Raw genomic sequence first — 22,058 nt, 5'->3', positions numbered from 1 at the left:
CCTAGGCGTCGTAGTCGACGCTCACCGTGTCGGTGACCGGGCGCGACTGGCAGGTGAGCACGAAGCCCTCCGCCACCTCGTCGCCCTCCAGCGCGAAGTTGCGGCGCATGTGGACCTCGCCCTCGAGCACCTTCGCGCGGCACGTGCCGCACACGCCGCCCTTGCACGCGAAGGGCAGGTCGGGCCGTACGCGCTGCACGCCGTCGAGGACCGCCGTGGACTTCGGCACCAGCGCCGTGGTGATGCGGCCGTCGAGCTTCACGGTCACCTCGCTCGTCTCGCCGACGAGCGCGGGCTCGGCGTGGCGCACCGGATCGGGTGGCACGTCCTCGACGAAGAACAGCTCCTTATGCACGCGCGACGAGCCGACGCCGTGCCGTTCGAGCACGTCCTGCGCGTCGGTGACCATGCCGAACGGTCCGCACAGCCACCAGTGGCCGACCCGGTCCGGCTCCGGCACGAGGCGCAGCAGGTCGGTGAGCTTCTCCGCGTCGAGCCGTCCGCTGAACAGCTCCACCTCGCGTGGCTCCCGCGAGAGCACGTGCACGAGCTCGAACCGCGCCGGGTAGCGGTCCTTCAGATCGGCCAGCTCGTCGGCGAACATCACGGTGTCGGTGCGCCGGTTGCCGTAGAAGAGGGTCACCGTCGTGGCGGGGTTGCGCAGCACGGACGCCACGATCGACAGCACCGGCGTGATCCCTGAGCCCGCTGCGACGAGCACGTGGTGGGCGGGCACCGCGAGGTCCGGCGTGAAGTTCCCGGTGGGAGTGCCCACCTCGATCACGTCGCCGGGCCGGACGTCGCGCACGAGCCACGTCGAGAACAGGCCGTCGGGCACCTCTCGCACACCCACTCTCGGCCGGTCGCCCGCGGGCGCGCAGATCGAGTACGACCGGCGCTCCTCGCGGCCGTCGACCGTGCGCCGGAGCGTCAGTGACTGGCCGGGCAGGAAATCGTACTCCCGCGCCAGTTCCGGCGGGACGTCGAAGGTGACCGCCACCGCGTCGTCACAGAGCCGCGTGACGTCGGCGACCGTGAGCGGGTGGAAGGTCGTTCGGGACCTCGGCCTCGCCGGAGCGCTCATCCTCCGACCCTAGGCGCCGTCGTGGCCAGGGACAACGGGACGCCAGCGCAGCGGCAGGTGCGTGATGCCGTTGATGAAGTTCGACGTGAGCCTCCTCGGCTCGCCGTCGAGCTCCACAACGGGCAGCCGCGAGAGGAACTCCCGGAAGAAGATCCTCAGCTGCAACCGCCCGAAATGCGCGCCGAGGCAGAGGTGCGGGCCGTCTCCGAACGCCAGGTGGTCGTTGGGCTCGCGCGTGATGTCGAACGTGCCGGGGCGGGCGAAGACGCGCTCGTCGAAGTGCGCCGAGCAGTGGTACACCACCACCTTGTCGCCCGCCCGGATGTGCGCGCCGCCCAGTTCGACGTCGCGCGTGGCCGTGCGCCGGAAGCTCAGCACGGGCGGGTGCCAGCGCAGGATCTCCTCGACCGCGCTGGGAAGCAGCGCCGGGTCCGCCCGCAGCCGCGCGTACTGCTCCGGGTGGTTCGCCAGCGCGAGCACCCCGCCGGGCAATGCGCTGCGCACGGTGTCGTTGCCCGCGATCACCACGAGGAAGAAGAACATCTGCAGCTCGGCGTCGTCGAGCGCCCGGCCGTCGACCGACGCCCGCACGAGCGCGCTCATCAGGTCGTCGCCGGGTTGCTCCCGTTTGGCTTCGGCCAGCCAGAGGGCGTAGCCGAACATGTCCCGCAGCTGCGCGGGCGAACGCGGGTTCACCGGCTTGCCGTCAGGACCCCGGACGATCTCGGCGTGCTCGGGGTCCTGGTAGCCGATCACGCGGTTGGTCCAGCGCAGCAGCAGTCCCCGGTCCTCAGCCGGCACGCCGAGGAGGTCGGCGAGGTTGGCCAGCGGGAAGTCGTCGGTGACGTCGACAGGCAGGTCGCAGCGTCCGCGCGGGGCGACGGCGTCGAGCAGAGCGCGGGCCCGCTCGGTGATCCGCTCGGCCGAGCGCTCCAGCCTGCGCCGGGTGAACACGCCGGAGACGATCCGGCGCAGGCGCTGGTGCTCCGGCGGGTCCATGTTGAGGATCATGCGGCGGATGAAGGCCAGGTCGTCGGGCTCCGGGTCGCGGATCTGCGTGGCACCGAGCCACGACGAGAACACCTCGGGCGTGCGCAGCACGTGCCGGACATCGGCGTGCCGCGTCACCGCCCAGTAGCCCGGGCCTTCGGGCCAGCCGAGCACCTCGGGCTCCTCCTGCCAGCTCACCGGTGCGGTGTCCCGCAGTACGCGGAACCGCTCGTGCGGCAGGCCACGCGCGAAGACGGTCGGATCGAAGACGTCGGGCACACTCATCGGCTCTCCCTTGACACCGACTGCTCGGCAAACCCAGTATTAACCGTCCATTCGGTCAGTTGGCAAGGGTGTGGCTGGTGCAGGGCAACGCTGCTTTCGACATGTTCGCCGTTGACGAGGCGTCGAAGACGCTCGGCATCGAGCTGCGGGAGGCCGGTGGCGGGCACGCCGTCGCGACGATGCGGATCACGCCGACGATGGTGAACGGCCACGACATCGCCCACGGCGGCTACGTCTTCCTGCTCGCCGACACCACGTTCGCGTGCGCTTGCAACAGTCACGGCCCCGTGACCGTCGCGGCGGGCGCCGAGATCTCGTTCGTCGCCTCCGCCCGGCTCGGCGACCACCTCGTCGCGACCGCGCAGGAGCGCACGCGGTTCGGGCGCAACGGCATCTACGACGTCACCGTGCATCGCGAGGGGCCGGAGGGCCGCACCGTCATCGCCGAGTTCCGTGGCCGCAGCAGGGTCATCGACAGGGAAGTCACATGACACAGGACACCGCCGAACGGCTCAGCGTCGACGAGCTCCGCGCCCTCCAGCTGAAGCGTCTGCAGTGGACACTGCGGCACGCCTACGACAACGTGCCCTTCTACCGCCGCCGGTTCGACGAGGCCGGTGTGCATCCCGACGACTGCCGGGAGCAGGCCGATCTCGCGAAGTTCCCCTTCACCACCAAGGCCGACCTGCGCGACAACTACCCGTTCGGCCTGTTCGCGGTGCCGAAGTCGCAGGTCCGCCGCATCCACGCCTCCAGCGGCACCACCGGTCAGCCCACCGTGGTCGGCTACACCGAGACCGACATCGACAACTGGGCGACGCTCATGGCGCGCTCGATCCGCGCGGCGGGCGGACGACCGGGCGACACCGTCCACGTGGCCTACGGCTACGGCCTGTTCACCGGCGGACTCGGCGCCCACTACGGCGCCGAGAAGCTGGGCTGCACGGTGGTGCCCGCGTCGGGCGGCATGACCGCGCGGCAGGTGCGGATCATCACCGACTTCGAGCCCCGCGTGATCATGGTGACGCCGTCATACCTGCTCACGCTGCTCGACGAGTTCGAACAGCAGGGCATCGACCCGGCCTCGACGTCGCTGCGGGTGGGCATCCTCGGCGCCGAGCCGTGGACCGAGCGGATGCGGGCCGAGCTCGAGAGCCGCATGGACATCGACGCCGTGGACATCTACGGACTGTCCGAGGTGATGGGCCCCGGGGTAGCGCAGGAGTGCGTGGAGACCAAGGACGGGCTGCACATCTGGGAGGACCACTTCCTGCCGGAGATCGTCGACCCCATCGAGGGCACCGTGCTGCCCGACGGCGAGCTGGGCGAGCTGACGTTCACCTCGCTCACCAAGGAGGCGCTGCCGATCATCCGGTACCGCACGCGTGACCTCACCCGGCTGCTGCCCGGCACCGCACGGCCGGCGCACCGGCGGATGGAAAAGGTGACCGGCCGCTCCGACGACATGATCATCCTGCGCGGGGTCAACGTGTTCCCGACCCAGATCGAGGAGGTCGTGCTGCGCGTCGAGGGGCTCTCGCCGCACTTCCAACTCGTGCTGTCCAAACGCGACCGCCTCGACCACATGACGGTGCACGTCGAGGCGGAACCCGACGCGCCAGCAGAGCGCAGGAAGGCGGCGGCCGACGAGATCGTGGCGCTCGTCAAGGACGGCGTGGGCGTGAGCGTCGACGTCGCCGTGGTGGATCCCGGCACCCTGGAGCGCTCCGTCGGCAAGATGCGCCGGGTGATCGACCGGCGCGAGACCTGACCGGTCACCCCGATGGCCCGCAGGGGACGGCCCGGTCACGACCTCGAGTCGGTGCTGCGGTGCGCGGTCGCGCTGTTCAACGAACGCGGTTACGACCGCACCAGCATGGAGGACCTCGCCCGCGGGCTCGGCATCACCAAGTCGGCGATCTACCACCACGTGCCTGGCAAGGAGGAGCTGCTGCGGCTCGCCGTGAACCGGGCGCTCGACGGGCTGTTCGCGGTCGCCGACGAGGCGGCCTCGGTCGAGGGCCGCGCCGTCGAGCGCCTGGAGTACCTGGTGCGCGGCAGCGTCGGACTGCTCGTGGAGCAGCTGCCGTTCGTGACGCTTCTGCTGCGGGTGCGCGGCAACACGAGGGTCGAGCGCGCCGCGCTGGCGCGAAGGCGCGAGTTCGACCGGATCGTCGCCGAGCTGGTTGCCGAGGCTGAGCGCGAGGGCGACCTCCGGCCCGACGTCGATCCCGCGGTCACCGCGCGCCTGCTCTTCGGTCTCGTGAACTCACTGATCGAGTGGTATCGCCCGGCTCGCGCGAGAACGGACATCTCCGAGGCCGTGGCGAGAATCGCCTTCGAAGGGATCCGCCTGCGGGCCTGAGCAGAGGTCACCAACACAGTGGACCCGGCCGGGAACTGGGGGTTAGCGAGCGAAAACGCCGGGTAGCAACACAGCCGAGGCTCCCGATGAGTCTCGCGTAAGGAAAACGGGACCTGGCCTTCGGTGCCAGGCAAAGCGATGAAGACCAGGTCCCATCCCTGTGCGAACACAGAGAAAGGATCATCTCATGCGCACAGTTCGACGGACCATGGTCGCCACTGCGCTGGCGTTGCCCCTCGCGTTCGGGTCGGCCGGCCTGGCCTCCGCCGACGAATACGGCTCGGAGACGGCCGTTGTCGGCCCCGACGGCGTCGCGACCGAGCAGGTGGCGGCGAACGCGGGCAGCCAGGAGCAGGGCGTCTCGTACGTCACCGAGAGCCAGTACGCCGGGCCCGCCGGTGCGGCCTCCGACCTGACCTACGCCGGTACGGACGGCGATGGTGAGGCGGCCTACTACACCGAGAGCGCCGCGGCGAGCGAGGACGGTGCGGCGTCGAGCAGCACGTGGGCGGCCACCGACGACGAGCAGGCCGAGCCCTCCGACGTGTACGACGAGGACTGGCTCGTGACCGATGATGATGACGACGACGACGAGGACGTAGCGGCCTCGACGGACGGCTGACGGCCGGTTGGCCCGGACCTGGTGCCCCGGGGACCCCGCGCCCCCGGGGCACCAGCCTGTCCGGTGACGGCGGGTGTCGACGCCCTCATCGACAGTTACGGCTCTGGTAAGGTAAGACTTACCTTATAGGGGTGCGACCTGCCGAGCCGAGGAGTCCAGTGACCGCCGCTTCGTCCGTGGCCGAGTCCGTCGGCGAATCCGTCTTCGACTGTGTCGGCAACACTCCCGTCGTCGCCCTGCGCCGCCTCTTCCCCGAGCGGGACGCCGAGGTGGTCGCCAAGCTGGAGCTGCTGAACCCCAGCGGGAGCATGAAGGACCGGTCGGCGCGCTACATCGTGGAGAGCGGGCTGCGGGACGGCTCGATCCGGCCGGGCGCCAGGCTCATCGAGAGCAGCTCCGGCAACTTCGGGATCGCCCTCGCAGTGGCCGCCAGGGTGCACGGCCTGCGGTTCACCTGCGTCGTCGATCCCAAGACCACCACGGCCAACCTCGCGCTACTGCACCGGCTGGGCGCCGAGGTCGAACTGGTGTCCGAGGTGGACGACGCGGGCGGTTACCTGCAGAGCCGCCTCCGCCGGGTTCGGGAGCTGCTCGCGCGCACCCCCGGCGCCGTGTGGGTGAACCAGTACGCCAACGACCGCAACTGGCAGGCGTTCTACCACGGCACCGGGGCCGAGCTGACCGAGCAGCTGGTGCGCCCGCCCGACTACCTCTTCGCCGCGGTGAGCACCACCGGCAGCATCCTCGGCTGCTCGCGCAGGCTGCGCGAGCGCTTCCCCGCCCTGCGGGTGGTGGCCGTCGACGCCGTCGGCTCGGTGATCTTCGGCGGCGCTCCGGGCAGCCGCGAGATCCCCGGCATCGGCTCCAGCCGCGTGCCCGAGCTGTGCAGCCCCCAGGAGATCGACCAGGTCGTGCACGTCGACGACGTGGACGCCGCACACGGCTGTCGCGAACTGCTCGCCACGGAGGGCATCTTCGCGGGCGGCTCCACGGGCTCCGTCGTCGCCGCGATCCGCCGCACGCTGCCGTCGCTGCCGAGGCCGTGCCGGGTGGTGGCGATCTTCCCCGACCGAGGCGACCGTTATCTCGACCTCGTCTACGACGACGAATGGCTCGCCGCAGCCGAATCCCGCCGCGACAACGCCTGAGGAGCATCCACATGTCCGAGCCCCGCATCCGTTACCTCACGCGCGGCGACGTCGCCGCCGTCGGTGGCGACCACTCCGATCTCTACGTCGACGCGCTGCGTTCGGCGCTCGTCGCACACGCGCGGGGCCTGACCGTGCAGCCGCTCAAGCCGTACCTGCGCGTCGGCAGGGGCCACATCGCCGACCGGATCATCGCGATGCCCGCACACGTCGGCTCCTCGGGCGAGGCCGGAATGTCGGGCATCAAGTGGGTCGGCAGCAAGCACGACAACCCGGAGTCGGGGCTCGAGCGCGCGAGCGCGGTGATCGTGCTCAACGACCCGGAAACCAACTACCCGGTGGCGATCATGGAGGGCGGGCTCGTCAGCGCCTGGCGCACGGCGGCGGTGACATGCCTGGCGGCGCGGCACCTTGCGCGGCCGGACTTCACGGACATGTCGCTGATCGGCTGCGGCCTCATCGGCACGACGCAGGTGACCGCGCTGCTGCAGCAGTTCCCCTCCCTCACCACGATTCACGCCTACGACGTGCGCGAGGACGCCGCGCGGGCGCTGGCGGAGCGTGTCGGCGACCGCGCGACGGTGCGGGTGGCGGCGAGCGCGGAGAACGCGGTGCGCGCGGGCGACGTCGTGGTGCCGTGCACCGTCACCGACCAGCCGTACATCGCGTTCTCGTGGCTCAAGCCGGGCACGTTCCTCGCGAACGTGTCCATCATGGACGTGCACAAGGACGTCTTCCTTGGCGCGGACAAGGTCGTCGTGGACGACTGGGAGCAGAGCAACCGGGAGAAGAAGATCATCAACCAGCTGGTGCTGGAGGGCTCGTTCTCGCGCGAGCAGCTGCACGCCGAGCTGGGTGAGATCCTGTGCGGCACCCGGCCGGGGCGGGAAACGGACGACGAGATCATCCTGCTGAACCCGATGGGGATGGCGGTGGAGGACATCGCATGCGCGGCCGAGGTCTACCGCCGCGCCGAGTCCCGGAACGTCGGCACATGCCTGACCCTCTACTGAGCGACCCCGACTGCAGTGAAGGCCACCATGCCTGCGTTCAACGCAGTGAAGGTGGCCTTCACTGCAGCGGCGAGGTCATGGGGGATCTGGTGGACGCGCTCGTTCGGGAAGGGGTTTGCGGGTTTGGGGAGGGGGTCCTCGATGGCGAGTGGTACCGCGTCGGCGACGTGAGCTTCCGGGTGCGAGACGGCGGCGCGTTGCAGCGGGTGCGCTTCGCTGGAGGGCCGGTGCTGCACGGCTCCACCGGGGTCACGCCCGACGAGCTGATCCGCGTCGTCGCCGGCGGCGAGCCCTTCGCCGAGCAGGTCGCCCGCGACCTGCGCACGGCCGTCGAACACGGCGAGGTGACGGCCACGCCTCACCACAGCGCCATCGGCGGCACGCTCGGGATGCTCGCCGGGGAACGGTTCGCAGCGAGCCGCAACCGCCCGTTCCACCCCACCGCGCGCGCCGCCGCCGGCTGGTCGGCCGCCGACCTCGCCCGCTACGGCACCACCCGCACCGACCCGCTCCCGCTCGACTGGGTCGCCGTGCGCACCGGCCACCTCCGTTTCGGCTCCGGCGCAAGGGAACTCGCAGGCCTGCTCCTCGGCGAGGCCGCGCCGGAACCACCCGAGGGGTTCCACCTCCTGCCGGTGCACCCATGGCAGTTCGAACACGTGCTGCCGAGGGAGTTCGCCGCCGAGCTGGCCAGCGGCGACGTCCGTCCGTTCGCGCGCGGGCTCGGCGAGTTCCGGCCGACGTCGTCGCTGCGCACGCTCGTCGCACCCGGGCAGGCGCGCCACGTGAAGCTGCCGCTTGGCATCGCCACGCTCGGCGCGACCCGGCTGCTGCCACCGCGCTACCTCGACAACGGCGAGCGCGGGGAACGCACCATGCGCGCGATTCTGGCCCGCGATCCGGACCTCGCGGCGCTGGTGACCGTGTGTGACGAGCGCACCTGGTGCGGCTGGGCCGGTGACGACGAGTTCGCCGACCGGCCGGGCCACCTCGCCGCGCAGGTGCGCACCTACCCCGCCGACGTCCTGGACGCCGTGCCCATGGGCGCGTTCGCCGCACCCGCACTCCACGCGAGCGGCTGGCAGTGCGATCCGGTGCCGTTCTTCACGGCGCTCGCGGAGGCGTTCTGCGCGATGGCGCTCGGCTTCCTCCGCTACGGCGTCCTGCCCGAGCTGCACGGCCAGAACGTCGCCGTGACACTGGCCGGCGGGCTGCCGGCCCGGTTCGTGCTCCGCGACCACGACACGTTGCGGGTCCATCCACAGTGGATGCGGGCCGCGGGGGTGGAGCAGCCGCGCTACCGCGTCAAGCCGGGTGCGCGGCAGTCGCTCGTGCTCGGAGAACCGGAGGCGCTCGTCGGCTACTTGCAGACGCTGGGCCTGCAGGTCAACCTCTACGGCATCGCCGACGCACTGTCCCGGCACTACGGCATCACGGAGAAGCTCCTGTGGAAACAGCTCCGCACGGCACTGACCACCAGCCTCGGCCGCACGAGCCCGCCCCCAGAGGTGGAGCGGCTGCTCCTGCGCTCGCCGACATGGCCGAGCAGGCAGGTGCTCGGCCCGCTGCTGCGCCAGGGCTCCTCGGCGGGAGTGAGCATGCCGGCGAGCACGGGACGAGTCCCGAACCCGCTGCTGTCGTAGCCGCCGAGCACGCCGCCCGAACCCGGCTGCTCAACGCCTACCTGCGGGAGACCGGCGTCCACGATGTCGCACCCGGCGAGCTGCTGGTGCGGCTGCCCGCGACGGGCCGGACGCTGCGCGCCGAGGTACGGCACCGCTCTCCGTGCGGCCACCACCGCTACGCCGAGCACACCACGCCGGGCCACGCCGAGTTCGTCGCGGCGCTGCTCGCCGAGCTGGAGGCCACCACGGGGTGCGCCGGTGCCGCCGAGCTGGCCGCGCAGATCGGCAACAGCGTCAGCCGCACGGCCCGCTACCTCGGCCATGGCAGGCGGCAGCCGGGCACCGGCGCGCACGCGCTGACCCGCCACGCTGAACAGAACGTTCTGCTCGGTCACCCGTTCCACCCAACGCCGAAGAGCGCCGAGGGGTTCACCGATGCCGACCTCGGGCGCTACTCACCGGAGCTGGGCGCGGAGTTCGTGCCCTACTACCTCGCCGTGGCGAGCGAGGTGGTGGTGGACGTGCGGGTGGCGCCGGGCGGCTGGGTGCCCGACGAGGTCGCCGCACAGGTCCCGCCGGGGTACGAGGCACTGCCGGTGCATCCGTGGCAGGCCGGATACCTGCGAGGGCTGCCCGAGGTGACCGCGCTGATCGAGCAGGGCGCGCTGGTGCCGCTGGGCCCGCTCGGCAGGCCGGTCTACCCGACGTCGTCCGTGCGAACCGTGTGCGACCCGGAGTTCCCGGTTTCGTGGAAGCTCCCGCTGCACGTCCGCATCACCAACTTCGTCCGCAACAACCCGCTCGAACACCTGCGCAGGGCGGCCGACGCTAGCCTGCTCGCCGCGCGCCTGCCCGCACTGGACGGGTTCGGCGTGGTGCTGGAGAGCGGCTACCGCACCCTCGACCCGCGCGTGGTGAGCGACGGGCTGGCGGCCGACCTCGCCGTGCTGTTCCGGCGGAATCCGTTCGCCCGCAACGGGCAAGCGCCGAGGGTGCTCGCCGGGTGGCTCGAGGATCCGCCGCGAATCGAAGGGCCTGCGGAGGAGTGGCTTCGCCGCTACCTCGACGTTTCGCTGCTGCCGCTGCTGTCGGCGTTCGCCTCCGACGGCGTGAGCTTCGAGGCACACGTGCAGAACTCCCTGCTGTGCACGCAAGACGGCCGGCCGACGGGGTTCTGGGTGCGCGACCTGGAGGGCGTGTCGGCGAGCCGCACGCGGGCCCGGCACGAGCTGGTCGCGCCCGACAGCCCGGTGCTCTACGACGAGGACGAGGCGTGGCTGCGGCTGCGCTACCACGCGGTGACCAACCAGCTCGGGCACGTCGTGCACGTGCTCGGCCTGCACACCGGCGCCGGGGAGGACCGCCTGTGGCGGGTCGCGCGTGAGCACCTGACGGGCAGGCCGGAGGCCGGGGATCTGCTCGCCTGCCCCACGCTGCCCGCCAAGGCCAACCTGTTCAGCCGCTTCACCGGTCGTGGTGAGCGGCCCCACTACGTCGACGTCCCCAACCCGCTGCGGGAGCTGCCATGACCCACGAACTCGTCCAGCGCGCGCTCACCGCGCCGACGACGCGGACGGTGCGGCGCAGGCTGCTGCGACAGCTGCTGGAGTCGCTGCTCTACGAGGGCGCCGTGCGCACCAGCGACGACATCACGATCGCGGGCGCGGGCGGCGTGACCTACACCTTCAGTGCGAGGCGGCGGTTCACGTTCGACCGCGTGACGGTGGACGAGATCCTTCGCGACGGACGGGAACCGGAGTCGGTGACCCGGTTCCTCGGCGAGATCTCCGATCGCCTCGACGCCGATCCCGAGTGCCTCGCCCGGTTCGCACGGGAGCTGGAGCACACGCTGTTCAACGACGCACTCGCGCAGTACTGCCGCCGGGGCGTGCTCGCAGGGTCCGGCTTCGACGCGCTGGAGGGCGGCGTCACCGACGGGCATCGCTACCACCCCGCATACAAGTCCCGCATCGGCTTCGACGTCGCCGACAACCTGGCCTACGGCCCCGAGTTCGCTCACCCGATCCGTCCACTGTGGCTCGCGGCGCGGCGGGACATCACCGAGGTGACCACGTCGGCGACGGTCGAAGAGCACACCTTCCTGCGCGGTCAGCTCGGCGAGGCCGTCACGACACCCTGGCCGGAGTACACGCTCGTGCCCGTGCACCCGTGGCAGTGGCGTGAACACGTCGCGAGCGCGTTCTCCGGGCAACTGCGATCGGGCGAGCTGGTGGTGCTCGGGGAGGATCCGCACGAGTTCCTGCCGCAGCAGTCGATCCGCACGCTGTCCTGTGTGGACCAGCCGAACCGGCCTTACCTCAAGCTCGCGATGTCGCTGCTGAACACCTCCACCAGCCGGGTGCTCGCGCCCCATACCGTGCACAACGCTCCGCTGGTCTCCGACTGGCTGCGAAGCGTCGTCGCATCGGATCCCTTCCTGGACGGCGAGCTGCGCACCGTGCTGCTCGCAGAGGTCATGGGAACGGCCGTGAACCCCGAGCCCGCCGCGGAGTTCCTTCGCGAGGACGGCTACGGCACGCTTGCCTGTATCTGGCGCGAGAGCCTGCACCCGTTCCTCGACCCCGGCGAGCGGGCAGCGCCCTTCACCGCGCTCACCGCCCGCGAGCGGGACGGGACGCCTTTCCTCGACCCGTGGGTGCGCGAGCATGGCGTGCGGGCCTGGGTGCGCAGGCTCGCCGAGGTGGCCGTGGTGCCGCTCGTGCACCTGCTCTGCCGCCACGGCATCGCACTGGAGTCGCACGCGCAGAACATGGTGCTGCTCCACCGCGACGGCCTGCCGACGCGCGTCGCGCTGCGCGACTTCCACGACGGAATCCGCTTCTCGCGCGAGCACCTGGCCGAGCCGTCGCTGTGCCCGGAGCTGCGGGGAACGCCGTCGTACCACCGAAACCGCAACTCCTTCATCGAGACGGGCGACCCCGAGCTCGTCGCCGACTTCATGCTCGACGCGTTCCTCTTCGTCAACATCGGCGAGCTGGCGATCTTCCTCGCCGACGCCCACGGACTGTCCGAACGCGACTTCTGGGCCATCGTCGGCGAGGTGGTGCGCGAGCACCACGAGCGATTCGGCGACCCGCTGTTCGACGTGTTCAAGCCGGAGGTCGCCGTCGAGAGGCTCACGACTCGCCGCCTGCTGCCGGACACGGAACTGCGGCTGCACCGCGTCCCCAACCCGCTGGCGCGCTCATGACCGCGCCGGAGCCGGTGTGCCGGTACGTCTACGACCTGGGCGCACTCGCCGAGCACGCCGGCAAGGTGGTCGCCGCGCTGCCGGAACGCTGCCGCATGTTCTACGCGATGAAGGCCAACAGCGCGGAGCCGGTCCTACGCACGCTCGCGCCACTCGTGGCCGGGTTCGAGGTTGCCTCCGGTGGTGAGCTGGCCAAGGCGAGGGCCGTGGCGTCCGACGGCGAGGTGCTCTTCGGAGGTCCAGCGAAGACGCCGGCCGAGATCGAGCAGGCGCTCACGGCCGGGGTCGCGCGGCTGCACGTGGAGAGCGTGCTTGAACTGCACCGGATCTCCGAGGTCGCCACGCGGCTAGGCCGGACCGCTGCGGTGCTGCTACGGGTGAACCTCGCCTGCCCGTTCCCGAGCGCCACCCTCGCGATGGCGGGCCGTCCCACCCAGTTCGGCATCGACGAGGCGCGACTTCCCGAAGCGGTGCGGGCGGCCGTCGAGCTGCCCGGCGTCGCGTTCGCGGGCTTCCATCTGCACTCGCTGTCCAACAACCTCTCGCCCGAGGCGCATCTCGCGATGCTCGACCTCTACCGGCGCAAGATCACGAGCTGGGAGGAGGCGTTCGGGGTTCGCTGCGAGGTCGTCAACGTCGGCGGCGGGATCGGTGTGAACTACGCGGACCTGACGGCGCAGTTCGACTGGGACCGGTTCACCGAAGGGCTCGCCCGGCTCGCCGGGACGTTTCCCGGGCACTGGAGGGAGATCGACTTCGAATGCGGGCGGTTCCTGGTCGCCGCCTGCGGCAGCTACCTGACCGAGGTGCTGGACGTCAAGAGCAACCACGGTGTCCACTATGTACTCGTGCGCGGCGGCACTCATCACTTCCGGCTGCCCGCTTCGTGGCAGCACAGCCACCCCTTCAGCGTGCGCTCCGTCGAGGCGTGGCCCGCTGCCCTGCCGAGGCCGGGCGTGCACGGCGAGCCGGTGACGGTGGTCGGCGAGCTGTGCACGCCGAAGGACGTGCTCGCCCGGGACGTGGTGGTGGACGGGGTGCGGGCGGGCGACGTGCTGGAGTTCCACTACGCGGGCGCGTACGGCTGGGAGATCTCGCACCACGACTTCCTCAGCCACCCGCACCCCGAGCACGTGTACACGCCGAGCGAACGCCGTCGGTGAGACCTTCGAGTCCGTCGTGACAGTCCTGGTCCACACCAGGCCAGCTTCTCCTACAGGCCCTCGACGGTCGCGAGGAGGTTGTTCATGATCCCGACCGCGTTGTCCTCGGCCGCCTGGGCGGTGTCGGCGACGTACCGGAGGGCCTCACCGTACTGCCGGAGAGAGTCGACCATCGTGTCGTGCTTGTCGACGGCTTCCTGCCCGAGGGACACAGCCCTGCTCCCGAAGTTCTGACCAGCGAGGGGAATGGCCGGAAAGCCCGAGGACGAACCCCAGTCGGCAGCGGCGATCGTGTCGACGCCCGCTCGGTACTCCCGACTGTTCGCGGCAAGGGAATCGACCTTCGGATCCAGCCAGCGGCTCACCCCGCCCTTGAGCTGGCCGGGGACGATGTTGCGCCCGTGAGGCGGGATGTCCTTGATCGACTCGTCGAGCGCTGGCGGATCCATCGAGTGTCCGTTGCGGATCTCGGCGATCCGCGTGTCCAGGTTGTCGCGAACGCTGTCGATCTCACCGGCGAACTGGTTCAGCTGCCGGGTCACCTCCTCGCGGAATCCGTTGAGGAGGTGGCTCCAGCGGCCGGGGTCCACGGCTTCGTACTTGGCCGGCGACTTCCCGGCCTGTTCCTGGAGGGCGGCGGTGGCGGCCCCGATCGCGCCGGCGGACACCAGCCACGGCAACGTCGACCCTCCGGTCACGATCGTGACGCCGACGACCCCGGCTCCGGCGAGCAGAGCGGCGAACCAGTTCGGACCGGCGGCCGGCGCCTCGGCCGGCGAGGTGGTGATCTTGGCCTCGAAGCGTTCGATCAGGCCCTTCACCGCCTGGTCCAGCGCGCGCCGGGCTTCCAGGTACACCGCTTGGTACAGCGCGAACGCTTCGGCGACGGCGAGGAAGGCGTTCTCGTTGCCGACGGCGAACCTGATCCACCGCTGTTCCCAGTCGTGGGCTCTGGCGTTGCCGTCCTCGATCCAGCCCTTGCGCATCTGGCGCGAAGTCCGAGTTCAGCGGGAGCAACATCGGGTACTCGGCCCCGGTCGCCTCACCCGTCCGCTCTCCCGTGTCTCCGGTGCCCCCGACGCAGAGGTAGCCGGTCGCGAACCCGTTGTACGCCGTCCCGAGCGCGGCGGGACTGCACCTGGCGAGGGCAAGGGCCGCCTCGAAAACGGTGGAATGGTCGGCCCCGTCGATGACCGAACCGATGACCGTAGTGCTCGCCCTCCCTGATCAACGGTTGGTCGGTGGGCTTGTTGAGATCGACCTCGGTTCTTCCGTCCTCGAGGTGTTCACCGTTGATGAACCGGATGCGCCGGGGTGCGTCGTGCTCTCGGTAGTCGGTCAGATAGTCGATCCATGCGGCGTACTCCGCCATGGTGTCTTTCAGGTCGTCGTTGTCACCCTCGTCCCTGAGTGCGGTGGAGGCGGGGTGGTCGGCCACTGGTGCGAGTCCCGGAGGAGGTGCCATGACTTCGCTGTGCCTTTCTTCTCGGCGCGGCGGTGCTCGTACTGCGCACAACGCTCGCGCCTTGGAACGGCCGGGCACAGGTAGAGCGGCGGTCATCGGTGGCCGGTGGTGGAGACCAGCGCGAACGCCGTTCTAGTGGCCGGGAGCGGGGCCCCGTGACCGGCGGCTTCCCGGGGCCCGGCGAACCTGGCACAGTCGTCACCGTGCCGTCGGAGGAGCTGCCGGACTGGCTGCCGGCCTGGTGCGTGGACCGGCTGGGCCACGAGCCGGCCGGCGTGTTGTTCGAGCAGCGGAGCATCTCGGCCGTGTTCGGGCTGCGGCTGTCCGATGGGCGCGAGGTGGTGCTGAAGGCGCGCGAGGACGACGGCCGGGCATCGTCGTGTGTCGCCGCGCAGGCCCGGTTGGCGGAGCGGGGCTTTCCGTGCGCCCGGCCGCTCACACCCGCTGTCGCCGTCGATGGGCTCGCCGTGCACGCCGAGGAGTTGCGGCCAGGCGGTGAGCTGCTGCGCGGGGACTCGCCGGACGTCGCCGTACGCTACGCCGCGGTGTTCGCGCGGCTGATGGCCGAGCTGGCCGACGTGACCGTCGCGCCGCCGTTGCCGAATCCGCGCTGGGCTCGATGGGACCACCCCGATCCCGGCTTGTGGCCTGCGATCGGGTTCCTCGACGAACGGGACCAGAGCGCCGTGCCCGCGTACGTCGTCGACACGGCCGCCAGGGTGCGAAGGCGACTGCTGGCCGCCGACCTGCCGTGCGTGCTGGGGCACGCCGACTTCGAGGCGCAGAACCTCCGCTGGCACGACGGCGAGGTGTGGGCCGTGCACGACTGGGACAGCCTGGCGTGGCAGCCGGAGGCGGCACTGGTGGGCGCGGCGTGCGGCGCGTTCGCGAGCGCCTCACCTCCCACGCTGGCGCCGGTCGAGAGCTCCGCCGCGTTCCTGGCGGCGTACCTGGACCTACGGGGACGCCGGTTCACCGCCGAGGAGTGGGAGATCGCCTGGGCGGCCAGCCTCTGGGCCGCCGTGCACAACGCCCGCTGGGAGGCGCTGCACGGAGACCCACCAGTGTCCGGTGAGGCCGTCCGCGCACAGGCCGCCGAACGGCTCCGCCAGGCGAACGCCTAGGTCCTACCAGGTTGCGACCAGGCGAGGCGAAGCCGATGTGCCCGAAAGTCTCGCCCAGTCTGGAGATCCGGGGCGTGGGTGCCGGCGGAAGGGGTGGGGGCCGCGCCGGCGGTACCGACACTCGCTGATCGCCGCGCCTCGGGCCACAGCATCATCGGCCTGGCGTTGTTCGGCCAGCCGGCCTTGCGCACCCAGGCCGTCGGCCGCTGCTGGTCGCGGGGCAGCATGCTGGCGTGGCTGCCTAACTGTCGGCCTCCACGGCGGTGCCACCCAGGATGTCCTGCACGAACCCCACCATCGCCGTCCACACGCCGGGGATCAGCAGCACCGCGAGCACCGCGAACGCGGGGAAGACGAAGCCGTTCTCGAAGCCCTTGCCGGTGCGGAACCGCAGCCAGCTCGGCGGGCGCAGCTCATACCACGTCTCGCCCGCGATCGGGAGCGGGAAGAGGAACGGACAACCGGACTCGGTGAGCGCGTCGCCGAGGCAGTGCGTGAAACAGCCCAGCGCCACCGCGACGCCGAGGAGCCCGGTGACGGCGTCGAGCTCGGCGAGCGCGTTGGGGTTGTTCTCGTAGACCCACCAAACCACCGCGCCGCCCGAAACGGGCAGCAGCCAGTCGCCGAGTGCGTCCTCCGCCAGCAGCAGCCCGAACAGGACCACGCCCGCGACCGCCCACGGGCCACCGGCCTCGGTGCCCGCCGACGTGGCGAAGCCGAGCGCCACGGCGAACAGCAACGTGTGCGACAGGTGCCGGTGGGTGCCCTTGCCCCGCTCGTCGCGCGGCCCCTTGGTGACCGCGTAGAGCCAGGCCGATGCCTTGCGCAGCAACCACGACAGCCCGCCGGTGAGCGGGCCCAGCAGCTTCGAAGCCCGCGCTCCGGGATGGTCGAGATCCGGCAGGAGCGCGAAACCGGCCGTCGTCGCCGCGAACACCAGCGCCTGCGCGAGCGTGGTGACCCCGGCGAAGGGGGCGACGGCGAGTCCGGCGCACCAGCCGGTGAGCGCGTGGGTACGACCCATCATGGGCGGGCGATCCTCCAGGGGACGCGGGGGCGGTCTGGCCGTCGAACATCCTTTCGAACGAACCCCTCTCGTGTCCCGCGGACACGCCCTTGGCGGCCGACCCTACGAAAGTTGGGATTTTCGGTCAGGTTCACCTGGATGTGAAACGTTTGTGAGCCTCACGCAGATGCTCGGAGCATCGCGCTGGCGGGAGGTCGAGGCAGTTGAGCGGAAGACGTTCGTTGAAGCGGGCCGGCATCATGGGACTGATCGTCGCCGTGAGCACGTTGGGGTTCAGCGCCCCGCAGGCGCTGGCACAACCACCGGCACCGCCGCCACCCGGTGACGAGGAGATCCTCGACCAGGAGGATCTGACCCTCCTCGAACAGGCGAAGGACGCCGGGCGGTCGCAGGTCACCCTGCTGGTCGCGGCGCAGCGAGGGCGCGCCGACGCCGCGGCGGGTGAGCTGGAGTCGATCGGCGGTGTGGTCCGCTCGGCGAACGAGCAACTCGACTACCTCAAGGTCACCGTGCCCATCGGGCAGGCGGAGGTCGCTCCGAAGCTCAAGTCGGTGGACGCGGTCGACATCGACGGGCTCATCGCACGCGACGAGCCCGCTCCCGTCGGCGCGACCGACCCGTCGCCGCAGCCGGCGCCGGACGAGAACACGCCGAGGGTGAATCCCTATCTGCCCACCGGCGACACCAAGGCCGCGCAGTTCGGCAGGACCTTCCCGTTCTGGGACGGGCGGGGCACCACCGTCGCCGTGCTGGACTCCGGGGTCGACCTCGACCACCCGGCGCTCGCGCGGACCAGCACGGGCCAGCGCAAGATCGTCGACTGGTACACGGCCAATTCCCCCACATCGGGCGACGGAACGTGGGTGCCGATGTCGAGCGAGACCTACTCCGGCACGTTCACCGCGAACGGCAGGCAGTGGACCGCCCCCGAGGGCGCCTTCAGCTTCGGTGTGTTCTCCGAGGTCGCGGGCGATCTTGGCACCGCCGCGAGCGAGATCGGCGGGGACATCAACCGCGACGGCGACCGCTCCGACAGCTACGGCGTCCTGCAGGACACCGCGTCCAAGGAGGTCCGCGTCGACCTCGACGGCGACGGCGACTTCACCGACGAGAAGTCGATGATCGACTACAAGGTGCGCCAGGACGTCGGCTACTTCGGCGCGGACGATCCGGCCACGGGCGTCGTCGAGCGCGTGGCGTTCGTGGTGCAGACCGACAAGGCCGGCTACGTCAACGTCGGCGTCGCCGCTGCTGCGCACGGCTCCCACGTCGCCGGCATCGCGGCTGGCAACGACCTCTTCGGCGGCAACATGGACGGCGCCGCGCCCGGCGCGAAGCTGATGTCGGTGAAGGTGTGCCTCTCCACTCCGTCGTGCACGTCCAGCGGGCTCATCGACGGCGTGGTCTACGCGGCGGAGAACGGCGCCGACGTCGTGAACATCTCGATCGGCGGCCTGCCTGCGCTCAACGACGGCAACAACGCGCGGGCCGAGCTGTACAACCGCGTGATCGAGACCTACAACGTGCAGCTGTTCATCTCGGCGGGCAACAGCGGCGCCGGGGCGAACTCCGTCGGCGACCCGTCCGTGGCGACCGACGCGTTGAGCGTGGGCTCCTACATCACCGACGACACGTGGCTGTCGAACTACGGCTCCTCCTCGCCGGTCGCCGAGTCGCTGCACCCGTTCTCCTCACGCGGTCCTCGCGAGGACGGCGGGTTCAAGCCCGACCTCGTCGCGCCCGGCGCGGCGGTCTCGTCGATCCCGCGCTGGCAGCCGCCGGAGCCGGTGCCGGGCACCTACGAGCTGCCCGCCGGGTACGGCATGTTCAACGGCACGTCGATGGCGGCGCCGCAGGCGACCGGCGCGGCCGCGCTGCTCGTGAGCGCCTACAAGGCACTGCACGGCGGCAAGCGCCCTCCGGTGACCGCACTTCGCTCCGCGCTGACGTCCACCTCGCGGTTCGTCGACGGCATCGACGCCAACGCGCAGGGCGCGGGGTTGATCGACACGCTGCGGGCCCTCACGGCACTCCGCGGCCCCGGCGTCCACGAGGTGACCACGTCGGTGCCGGTCAGCACCGTCCTCTCCGGACAGCTGCAGACTCCCAACACCGGTGTGGGCATCCACGACCGCGAGGGCGTGACGATCGGCAAGGCGTACACGCGGACCTACACACTCAAGCGCACGACGGGGCCGTCGACCCCCGTGAACTACCGCGTGAGCTGGGTCGGGAACGACGGCACGTTCTCCTCCGCCCGCTCGGTGCGGCTGCCGCTCGATCGGCCCGTCACGTTCGACGTCCGGGTGAACCCCCGCACCGCGGGCACGCATTCCGCGCTGCTGCGGCTGGACGACGTGCGCACCACGGGCATCGACGTGCAGACCATGAACACCGTGTTCACGCCCTACGACCTCACTGCGGCCGACGGCTACGTCGTGGAGGCGTCCGGCACGATCCAGCGCAACCAGGCGAGGAGCGTGTTCGTCCGGGTTCCGGAGGGCACGAGCAACCTGCAGATCGAGATGGCGGCGGGCGGCCCCGAGCCGGGAACCGGCCAGGTGCGGTTCGTGCGCTACGACCCGACCGGCGTCCCGGTGGACCCGACGTCGTCGACGAACTGCTACAACCCCGACGCCGGTGCGGGCTGCCCGACGGGCTCGCCGACGAGCCGCGCGGTGACCGACCCCGTGCCGGGCGTGTGGGAGATCGTGGTCGAAGCGCGGCGGACCTCCGACGCGGCCGAGGTGCCGTGGGCGCTGACCATCGCGGCGCAGGGCACGACGATCAGCCCGGACCCCGACGTCATCGCCCAGGCACGGCTCGGCACGCCCATCGACCGGGAGTACACCGTCACGAGCACGCTCGGCCAGTTCACCGGGCGGCTCACCGGCGGCCCGCTCGACAGCGCCCGCGTGGCCAGGCCGTCGGTCGCCGAGGGCGAGCTGCAGAGCTACGACATCGAGGTGACACCGGGGTCGACGGCGCTGACCGCGACGATCGGCAACACCTCCGACGGCGGCGCCGACCTCGACCTGTACGTCTACAACTGCACGAGCGGGACGTGCGCGCTGGCGAACTACAGCGCCGACGGCGACTCCGAGGAGTCGGTGACCATCCGCAACCCGGCGGCGGGGACGTGGCGCGTCGAGGTCGACGGCTACGCGGTGCCCTCGGGCTCCACGGAGTACGACTACCTCGACCTGTTCGCGAACCCGGCGTTCGGCACGATCGCGGTGACCGACACCGACGCGCCGAGGCCGACCGGCGCCACGTGGACGGTTCCCGGCACGGTCACGGCCACCGGGCAGCCCGCCGACGGCCGGGTCCTGCGCGGTCTCGTCACCGTTCGCACCCCGGACGACCTGCGGATCGGCAGCGGCGCCGTGCTCGTCGAGTCGGTGAGCGGGTGACCTGAGCGCCCGGATCGGGTAGACCCTTGCCATGGGGTCGAAACTCGACGAGTACCGGCGGAAACGGCGTGCCGGGCACACGCCGGAACCACTGCCGGAAGGCGACGTGGTGCCTCGTGGTGACGACGACACGTTCGTCATCCACGAGCACCACGCCAGCCGCCTGCACTGGGACGTCCGGCTCGAACGCGACGGCGTGCTGGTCTCGTGGGCCGTCCCGAAGGGGCTGCCCACGGAGCAGGGCACACTTCGGCTGGCCGTGCACACCGAGGACCATCCCCTCGAGTACGCCACGTTCTCCGGGGAGATCCCGAAGGGCGAGTACGGCGGCGGGGAGATGTTCATCTGGGACAGCGGCCGGTACGAGACGCTGAAGTGGTCCGACCGCGAGGTGTCGATCGTCCTGCACGGCGGCCGCGTCGAGGGCAAGTACGTCTTCTTCCGCAGTGGAGAGGACTGGCAGGTGATCCGCAAGGATCCGCCGCAGGACCCGGACTGGGAACCGCTGCCGGAGCTGCTGGCGCCGATGCTCGCCACCGCCGGCACCCTGCCGCCGGCCGAGGAGGACGACGACTGGGCGTACGAGTTCAAATGGGACGGCGTGCGCGCGCTCGCCCGCGTCGAGGGCGGCAGGGCGACCCTGTTCTCCCGGCGCGGCGGTGACATCACCGCCACCTACCCGGAGCTGCGCGGGCTCGGCGAGCAGCTCGGCAGCACGCAGGTGTGGCTGGACGGCGAGATCGTGGCGCTGCGCGACGGGCGGCCGAGCTTCAAGGCACTGCAGTCCCGCATGCACGCGAACGAACAGCGGGCGCGGCACCTTTCGAAGCAGCAGCCGGTGACCTACCTCGTGTTCGACCTGATGCACCTGGAGGGCCGTTCGTGCGTGCGGCTGCCGTACGCGCAGCGCAGGCAGCTGCTGGAGGAGCTGGAGCTGGGCGGGCCGCACTGGCAGCTGTCGCCGAGCTTCGCGGGCGAGGGCGCCGCCGTGGTGGAGGCAGCCGACGAGCAGCGCCTCGAGGGCGTGATCGCCAAGCGCACCGACTCGCCCTACGCGCCGGGCCAGCGCAGCACCGACTGGCTCAAGATCACCGACCTGCGCGCGCTCGACGCGGTGATCGGCGGCTGGCGGCCCGGCGAGGGCAAGCGCTCGGACACGTTCGGCTCCCTCATGCTCGGGCTGCCCGAGGACGGCGGGCTGCGCTACATCGGGCAGGTCGGCACCGGGTTCACCGACGACATGCTGCGCGACCTGCTGAAGCGCCTGCGCAGGCTCGAACGCAAGTCCTCCCCGTTCGCAGGCGAGATTCCGAGGGAACGCGCGAAGGGCGCCCGCTGGGTGCGGCCGACGTTGGTCGGCGAGGTCGTGTTCAAGGACTGGACGGAGGACGGCAGGCTGCGGGCACCCGCCTGGCGCGGGCTGCGACCGGACCTCGACCCGAAGGAGCTCGGCTCATGACACCCCTTGTGTCAACCTCAAGATCAAAGTCAGGCTGCGGTCGGCTGTTTCATCCGGTGTTGGG

Annotated in this window: 17 protein-coding genes; 13 read left to right on the top strand and 4 right to left on the bottom strand. The window is 71.0% G+C overall.

Annotated elements, in window-relative coordinates:
* Position 1 precedes the first annotated feature (1 nt).
* Together paaE and FCN18_RS34055 are read right to left on the bottom strand one after the other, a co-directional pair.
* Positions 2-1,084 (bottom strand): 1,2-phenylacetyl-CoA epoxidase subunit PaaE, encoded by a 1,083-nt coding sequence (gene paaE / locus FCN18_RS34060; RefSeq protein WP_137097094.1) that lies wholly within the window; start codon positions 1,082-1,084, stop codon positions 2-4.
* Between the two features lie 9 nt (positions 1,085-1,093).
* Complete coding sequence (locus FCN18_RS34055) at positions 1,094-2,359, bottom strand: cytochrome P450 (protein ID WP_137097093.1); 1,266 nt, start codon at positions 2,357-2,359, stop codon at positions 1,094-1,096.
* A gap of 101 nt (positions 2,360-2,460) precedes the next feature.
* Here FCN18_RS34055 and paaI point away from each other — a divergent pair, with 101 nt between their 5' ends.
* The 10 genes from paaI to FCN18_RS34005 all read left to right on the top strand — a co-directional run bounded on the left by paaI (position 2,461) and on the right by FCN18_RS34005 (position 13,506).
* Positions 2,461-2,850 carry a hydroxyphenylacetyl-CoA thioesterase PaaI gene (gene paaI, locus FCN18_RS34050; protein WP_112264746.1) on the top strand — a complete coding sequence of 130 codons (390 nt, stop codon included), beginning with the start codon at positions 2,461-2,463 and terminating at the stop codon, positions 2,848-2,850.
* Positions 2,847-4,130: a phenylacetate--CoA ligase PaaK gene (gene paaK / locus FCN18_RS34045; protein WP_112264670.1), complete on the top strand. Its 1,284-nt coding sequence runs from the start codon at positions 2,847-2,849 to the stop codon at positions 4,128-4,130. The genes paaI and paaK overlap by 4 nt, the downstream gene beginning before the upstream one ends.
* Positions 4,131-4,142: 12 nt before the next feature.
* Positions 4,143-4,724 carry a TetR/AcrR family transcriptional regulator gene (locus FCN18_RS34040; RefSeq protein WP_113645084.1) on the top strand — a complete coding sequence of 194 codons (582 nt, stop codon included), beginning with the start codon at positions 4,143-4,145 and terminating at the stop codon, positions 4,722-4,724.
* Between the two features lie 187 nt (positions 4,725-4,911).
* Positions 4,912-5,346: a hypothetical protein gene (locus FCN18_RS34035; protein ID WP_113645083.1), complete on the top strand. Its 435-nt coding sequence runs from the start codon at positions 4,912-4,914 to the stop codon at positions 5,344-5,346.
* A gap of 158 nt (positions 5,347-5,504) precedes the next feature.
* Positions 5,505-6,494 (top strand): 2,3-diaminopropionate biosynthesis protein SbnA, encoded by a 990-nt coding sequence (gene sbnA, locus FCN18_RS34030; RefSeq protein WP_137097092.1) that lies wholly within the window; start codon positions 5,505-5,507, stop codon positions 6,492-6,494.
* A gap of 11 nt (positions 6,495-6,505) precedes the next feature.
* The gene (gene sbnB / locus FCN18_RS34025; protein WP_137097091.1) at positions 6,506-7,507 is read left to right on the top strand and encodes a 2,3-diaminopropionate biosynthesis protein SbnB; all 1,002 of its coding nucleotides are present in this window, start codon (positions 6,506-6,508) and stop codon (positions 7,505-7,507) included.
* 77 nt (positions 7,508-7,584) lie between these two features.
* Positions 7,585-9,150 carry an IucA/IucC family protein gene (locus FCN18_RS34020; protein ID WP_228714259.1) on the top strand — a complete coding sequence of 522 codons (1,566 nt, stop codon included), beginning with the start codon at positions 7,585-7,587 and terminating at the stop codon, positions 9,148-9,150.
* On the top strand, positions 9,045-10,661 hold the full coding sequence (locus tag FCN18_RS34015; RefSeq protein ID WP_137097089.1) for an IucA/IucC family protein: 1,617 nt from the start codon (positions 9,045-9,047) through the stop codon (positions 10,659-10,661). Before FCN18_RS34020 ends, FCN18_RS34015 begins: the two co-directional genes overlap by 106 nt.
* On the top strand, positions 10,658-12,343 hold the full coding sequence (locus FCN18_RS34010) for an IucA/IucC family protein (protein WP_137097088.1): 1,686 nt from the start codon (positions 10,658-10,660) through the stop codon (positions 12,341-12,343). Before FCN18_RS34015 ends, FCN18_RS34010 begins: the two co-directional genes overlap by 4 nt.
* The gene (locus FCN18_RS34005; RefSeq protein ID WP_137097087.1) at positions 12,340-13,506 is read left to right on the top strand and encodes a type III PLP-dependent enzyme; all 1,167 of its coding nucleotides are present in this window, start codon (positions 12,340-12,342) and stop codon (positions 13,504-13,506) included. The genes FCN18_RS34010 and FCN18_RS34005 overlap by 4 nt, the downstream gene beginning before the upstream one ends.
* Before the next feature lie 50 nt (positions 13,507-13,556).
* Here FCN18_RS34005 and FCN18_RS34000 read toward each other — a convergent pair whose 3' ends face one another.
* Positions 13,557-14,492, bottom strand: coding sequence for a hypothetical protein (locus FCN18_RS34000; RefSeq protein WP_137097086.1), 936 nt, complete (start codon positions 14,490-14,492; stop codon positions 13,557-13,559).
* Positions 14,493-15,174: 682 nt separating this feature from the next.
* Here FCN18_RS34000 and FCN18_RS33995 point away from each other — a divergent pair.
* The gene (locus tag FCN18_RS33995) at positions 15,175-16,095 is read left to right on the top strand and encodes a phosphotransferase enzyme family protein (protein WP_137097085.1); all 921 of its coding nucleotides are present in this window, start codon (positions 15,175-15,177) and stop codon (positions 16,093-16,095) included.
* Positions 16,096-16,336: 241 nt separating this feature from the next.
* Here the strand turns inward: FCN18_RS33995 and FCN18_RS33985 are convergent, their stop codons facing one another.
* A complete protein-coding gene (locus tag FCN18_RS33985; protein WP_137097084.1) occupies positions 16,337-17,122 on the bottom strand; it encodes a metal-dependent hydrolase in 786 nt (261 codons plus the stop codon).
* A gap of 239 nt (positions 17,123-17,361) precedes the next feature.
* On the opposite strand from FCN18_RS33985, the gene FCN18_RS33980 reads away from it, so the two are divergent.
* Positions 17,362-20,535, top strand: coding sequence for a S8 family serine peptidase (locus tag FCN18_RS33980; RefSeq protein WP_137097111.1), 3,174 nt, complete (start codon positions 17,362-17,364; stop codon positions 20,533-20,535).
* 31 nt (positions 20,536-20,566) lie between these two features.
* Positions 20,567-21,994, top strand: a complete 1,428-nt coding sequence (gene ligD / locus FCN18_RS33975) for a non-homologous end-joining DNA ligase (RefSeq protein ID WP_113643143.1) — start codon at positions 20,567-20,569, stop codon at positions 21,992-21,994.
* The last annotated feature ends 64 nt before the right edge of the window (positions 21,995-22,058 follow it).

The organism is Prauserella endophytica, assembly GCF_005146945.1.
Taxonomy (GTDB): domain Bacteria; phylum Actinomycetota; class Actinomycetes; order Mycobacteriales; family Pseudonocardiaceae; genus Prauserella_A; species Prauserella_A endophytica.
The sequence above is the reverse complement of the archived record's forward strand: the minus strand, read 5'-3'. Positions and strand labels throughout refer to the sequence as shown.

Bases quoted from the DNA above. Each gene is read 5' to 3' on its own strand.
- paaI (WP_112264746.1), top strand. From the start codon at position 2,461: ATGTTCGCCGTTGACGAGGCGTCGAAGACGCTCGGCATCGAGCTGCGG.
- FCN18_RS33980 (WP_137097111.1), top strand. From the start codon at position 17,362: ATGGGACTGATCGTCGCCGTGAGCACGTTGGGGTTCAGCGCCCCGCAG.
- FCN18_RS34055 (WP_137097093.1), bottom strand. From the start codon at position 2,359: ATGAGTGTGCCCGACGTCTTCGATCCGACCGTCTTCGCGCGTGGCCTG.
- FCN18_RS34005 (WP_137097087.1), top strand. From the start codon at position 12,340: ATGACCGCGCCGGAGCCGGTGTGCCGGTACGTCTACGACCTGGGCGCA.
- FCN18_RS34010 (WP_137097088.1), top strand. From the start codon at position 10,658: ATGACCCACGAACTCGTCCAGCGCGCGCTCACCGCGCCGACGACGCGG.
- FCN18_RS34015 (WP_137097089.1), top strand. From the start codon at position 9,045: ATGGCCGAGCAGGCAGGTGCTCGGCCCGCTGCTGCGCCAGGGCTCCTC.
- FCN18_RS34020 (WP_228714259.1), top strand. From the start codon at position 7,585: ATGGGGGATCTGGTGGACGCGCTCGTTCGGGAAGGGGTTTGCGGGTTT.
- FCN18_RS34035 (WP_113645083.1), top strand. From the start codon at position 4,912: ATGCGCACAGTTCGACGGACCATGGTCGCCACTGCGCTGGCGTTGCCC.
- paaE (WP_137097094.1), bottom strand. From the start codon at position 1,084: ATGAGCGCTCCGGCGAGGCCGAGGTCCCGAACGACCTTCCACCCGCTC.
- sbnB (WP_137097091.1), top strand. From the start codon at position 6,506: ATGTCCGAGCCCCGCATCCGTTACCTCACGCGCGGCGACGTCGCCGCC.
- FCN18_RS34000 (WP_137097086.1), bottom strand. From the start codon at position 14,492: ATGCGCAAGGGCTGGATCGAGGACGGCAACGCCAGAGCCCACGACTGG.
- FCN18_RS34040 (WP_113645084.1), top strand. From the start codon at position 4,143: ATGGCCCGCAGGGGACGGCCCGGTCACGACCTCGAGTCGGTGCTGCGG.
- FCN18_RS33985 (WP_137097084.1), bottom strand. From the start codon at position 17,122: ATGATGGGTCGTACCCACGCGCTCACCGGCTGGTGCGCCGGACTCGCC.
- paaK (WP_112264670.1), top strand. From the start codon at position 2,847: ATGACACAGGACACCGCCGAACGGCTCAGCGTCGACGAGCTCCGCGCC.
- ligD (WP_113643143.1), top strand. From the start codon at position 20,567: ATGGGGTCGAAACTCGACGAGTACCGGCGGAAACGGCGTGCCGGGCAC.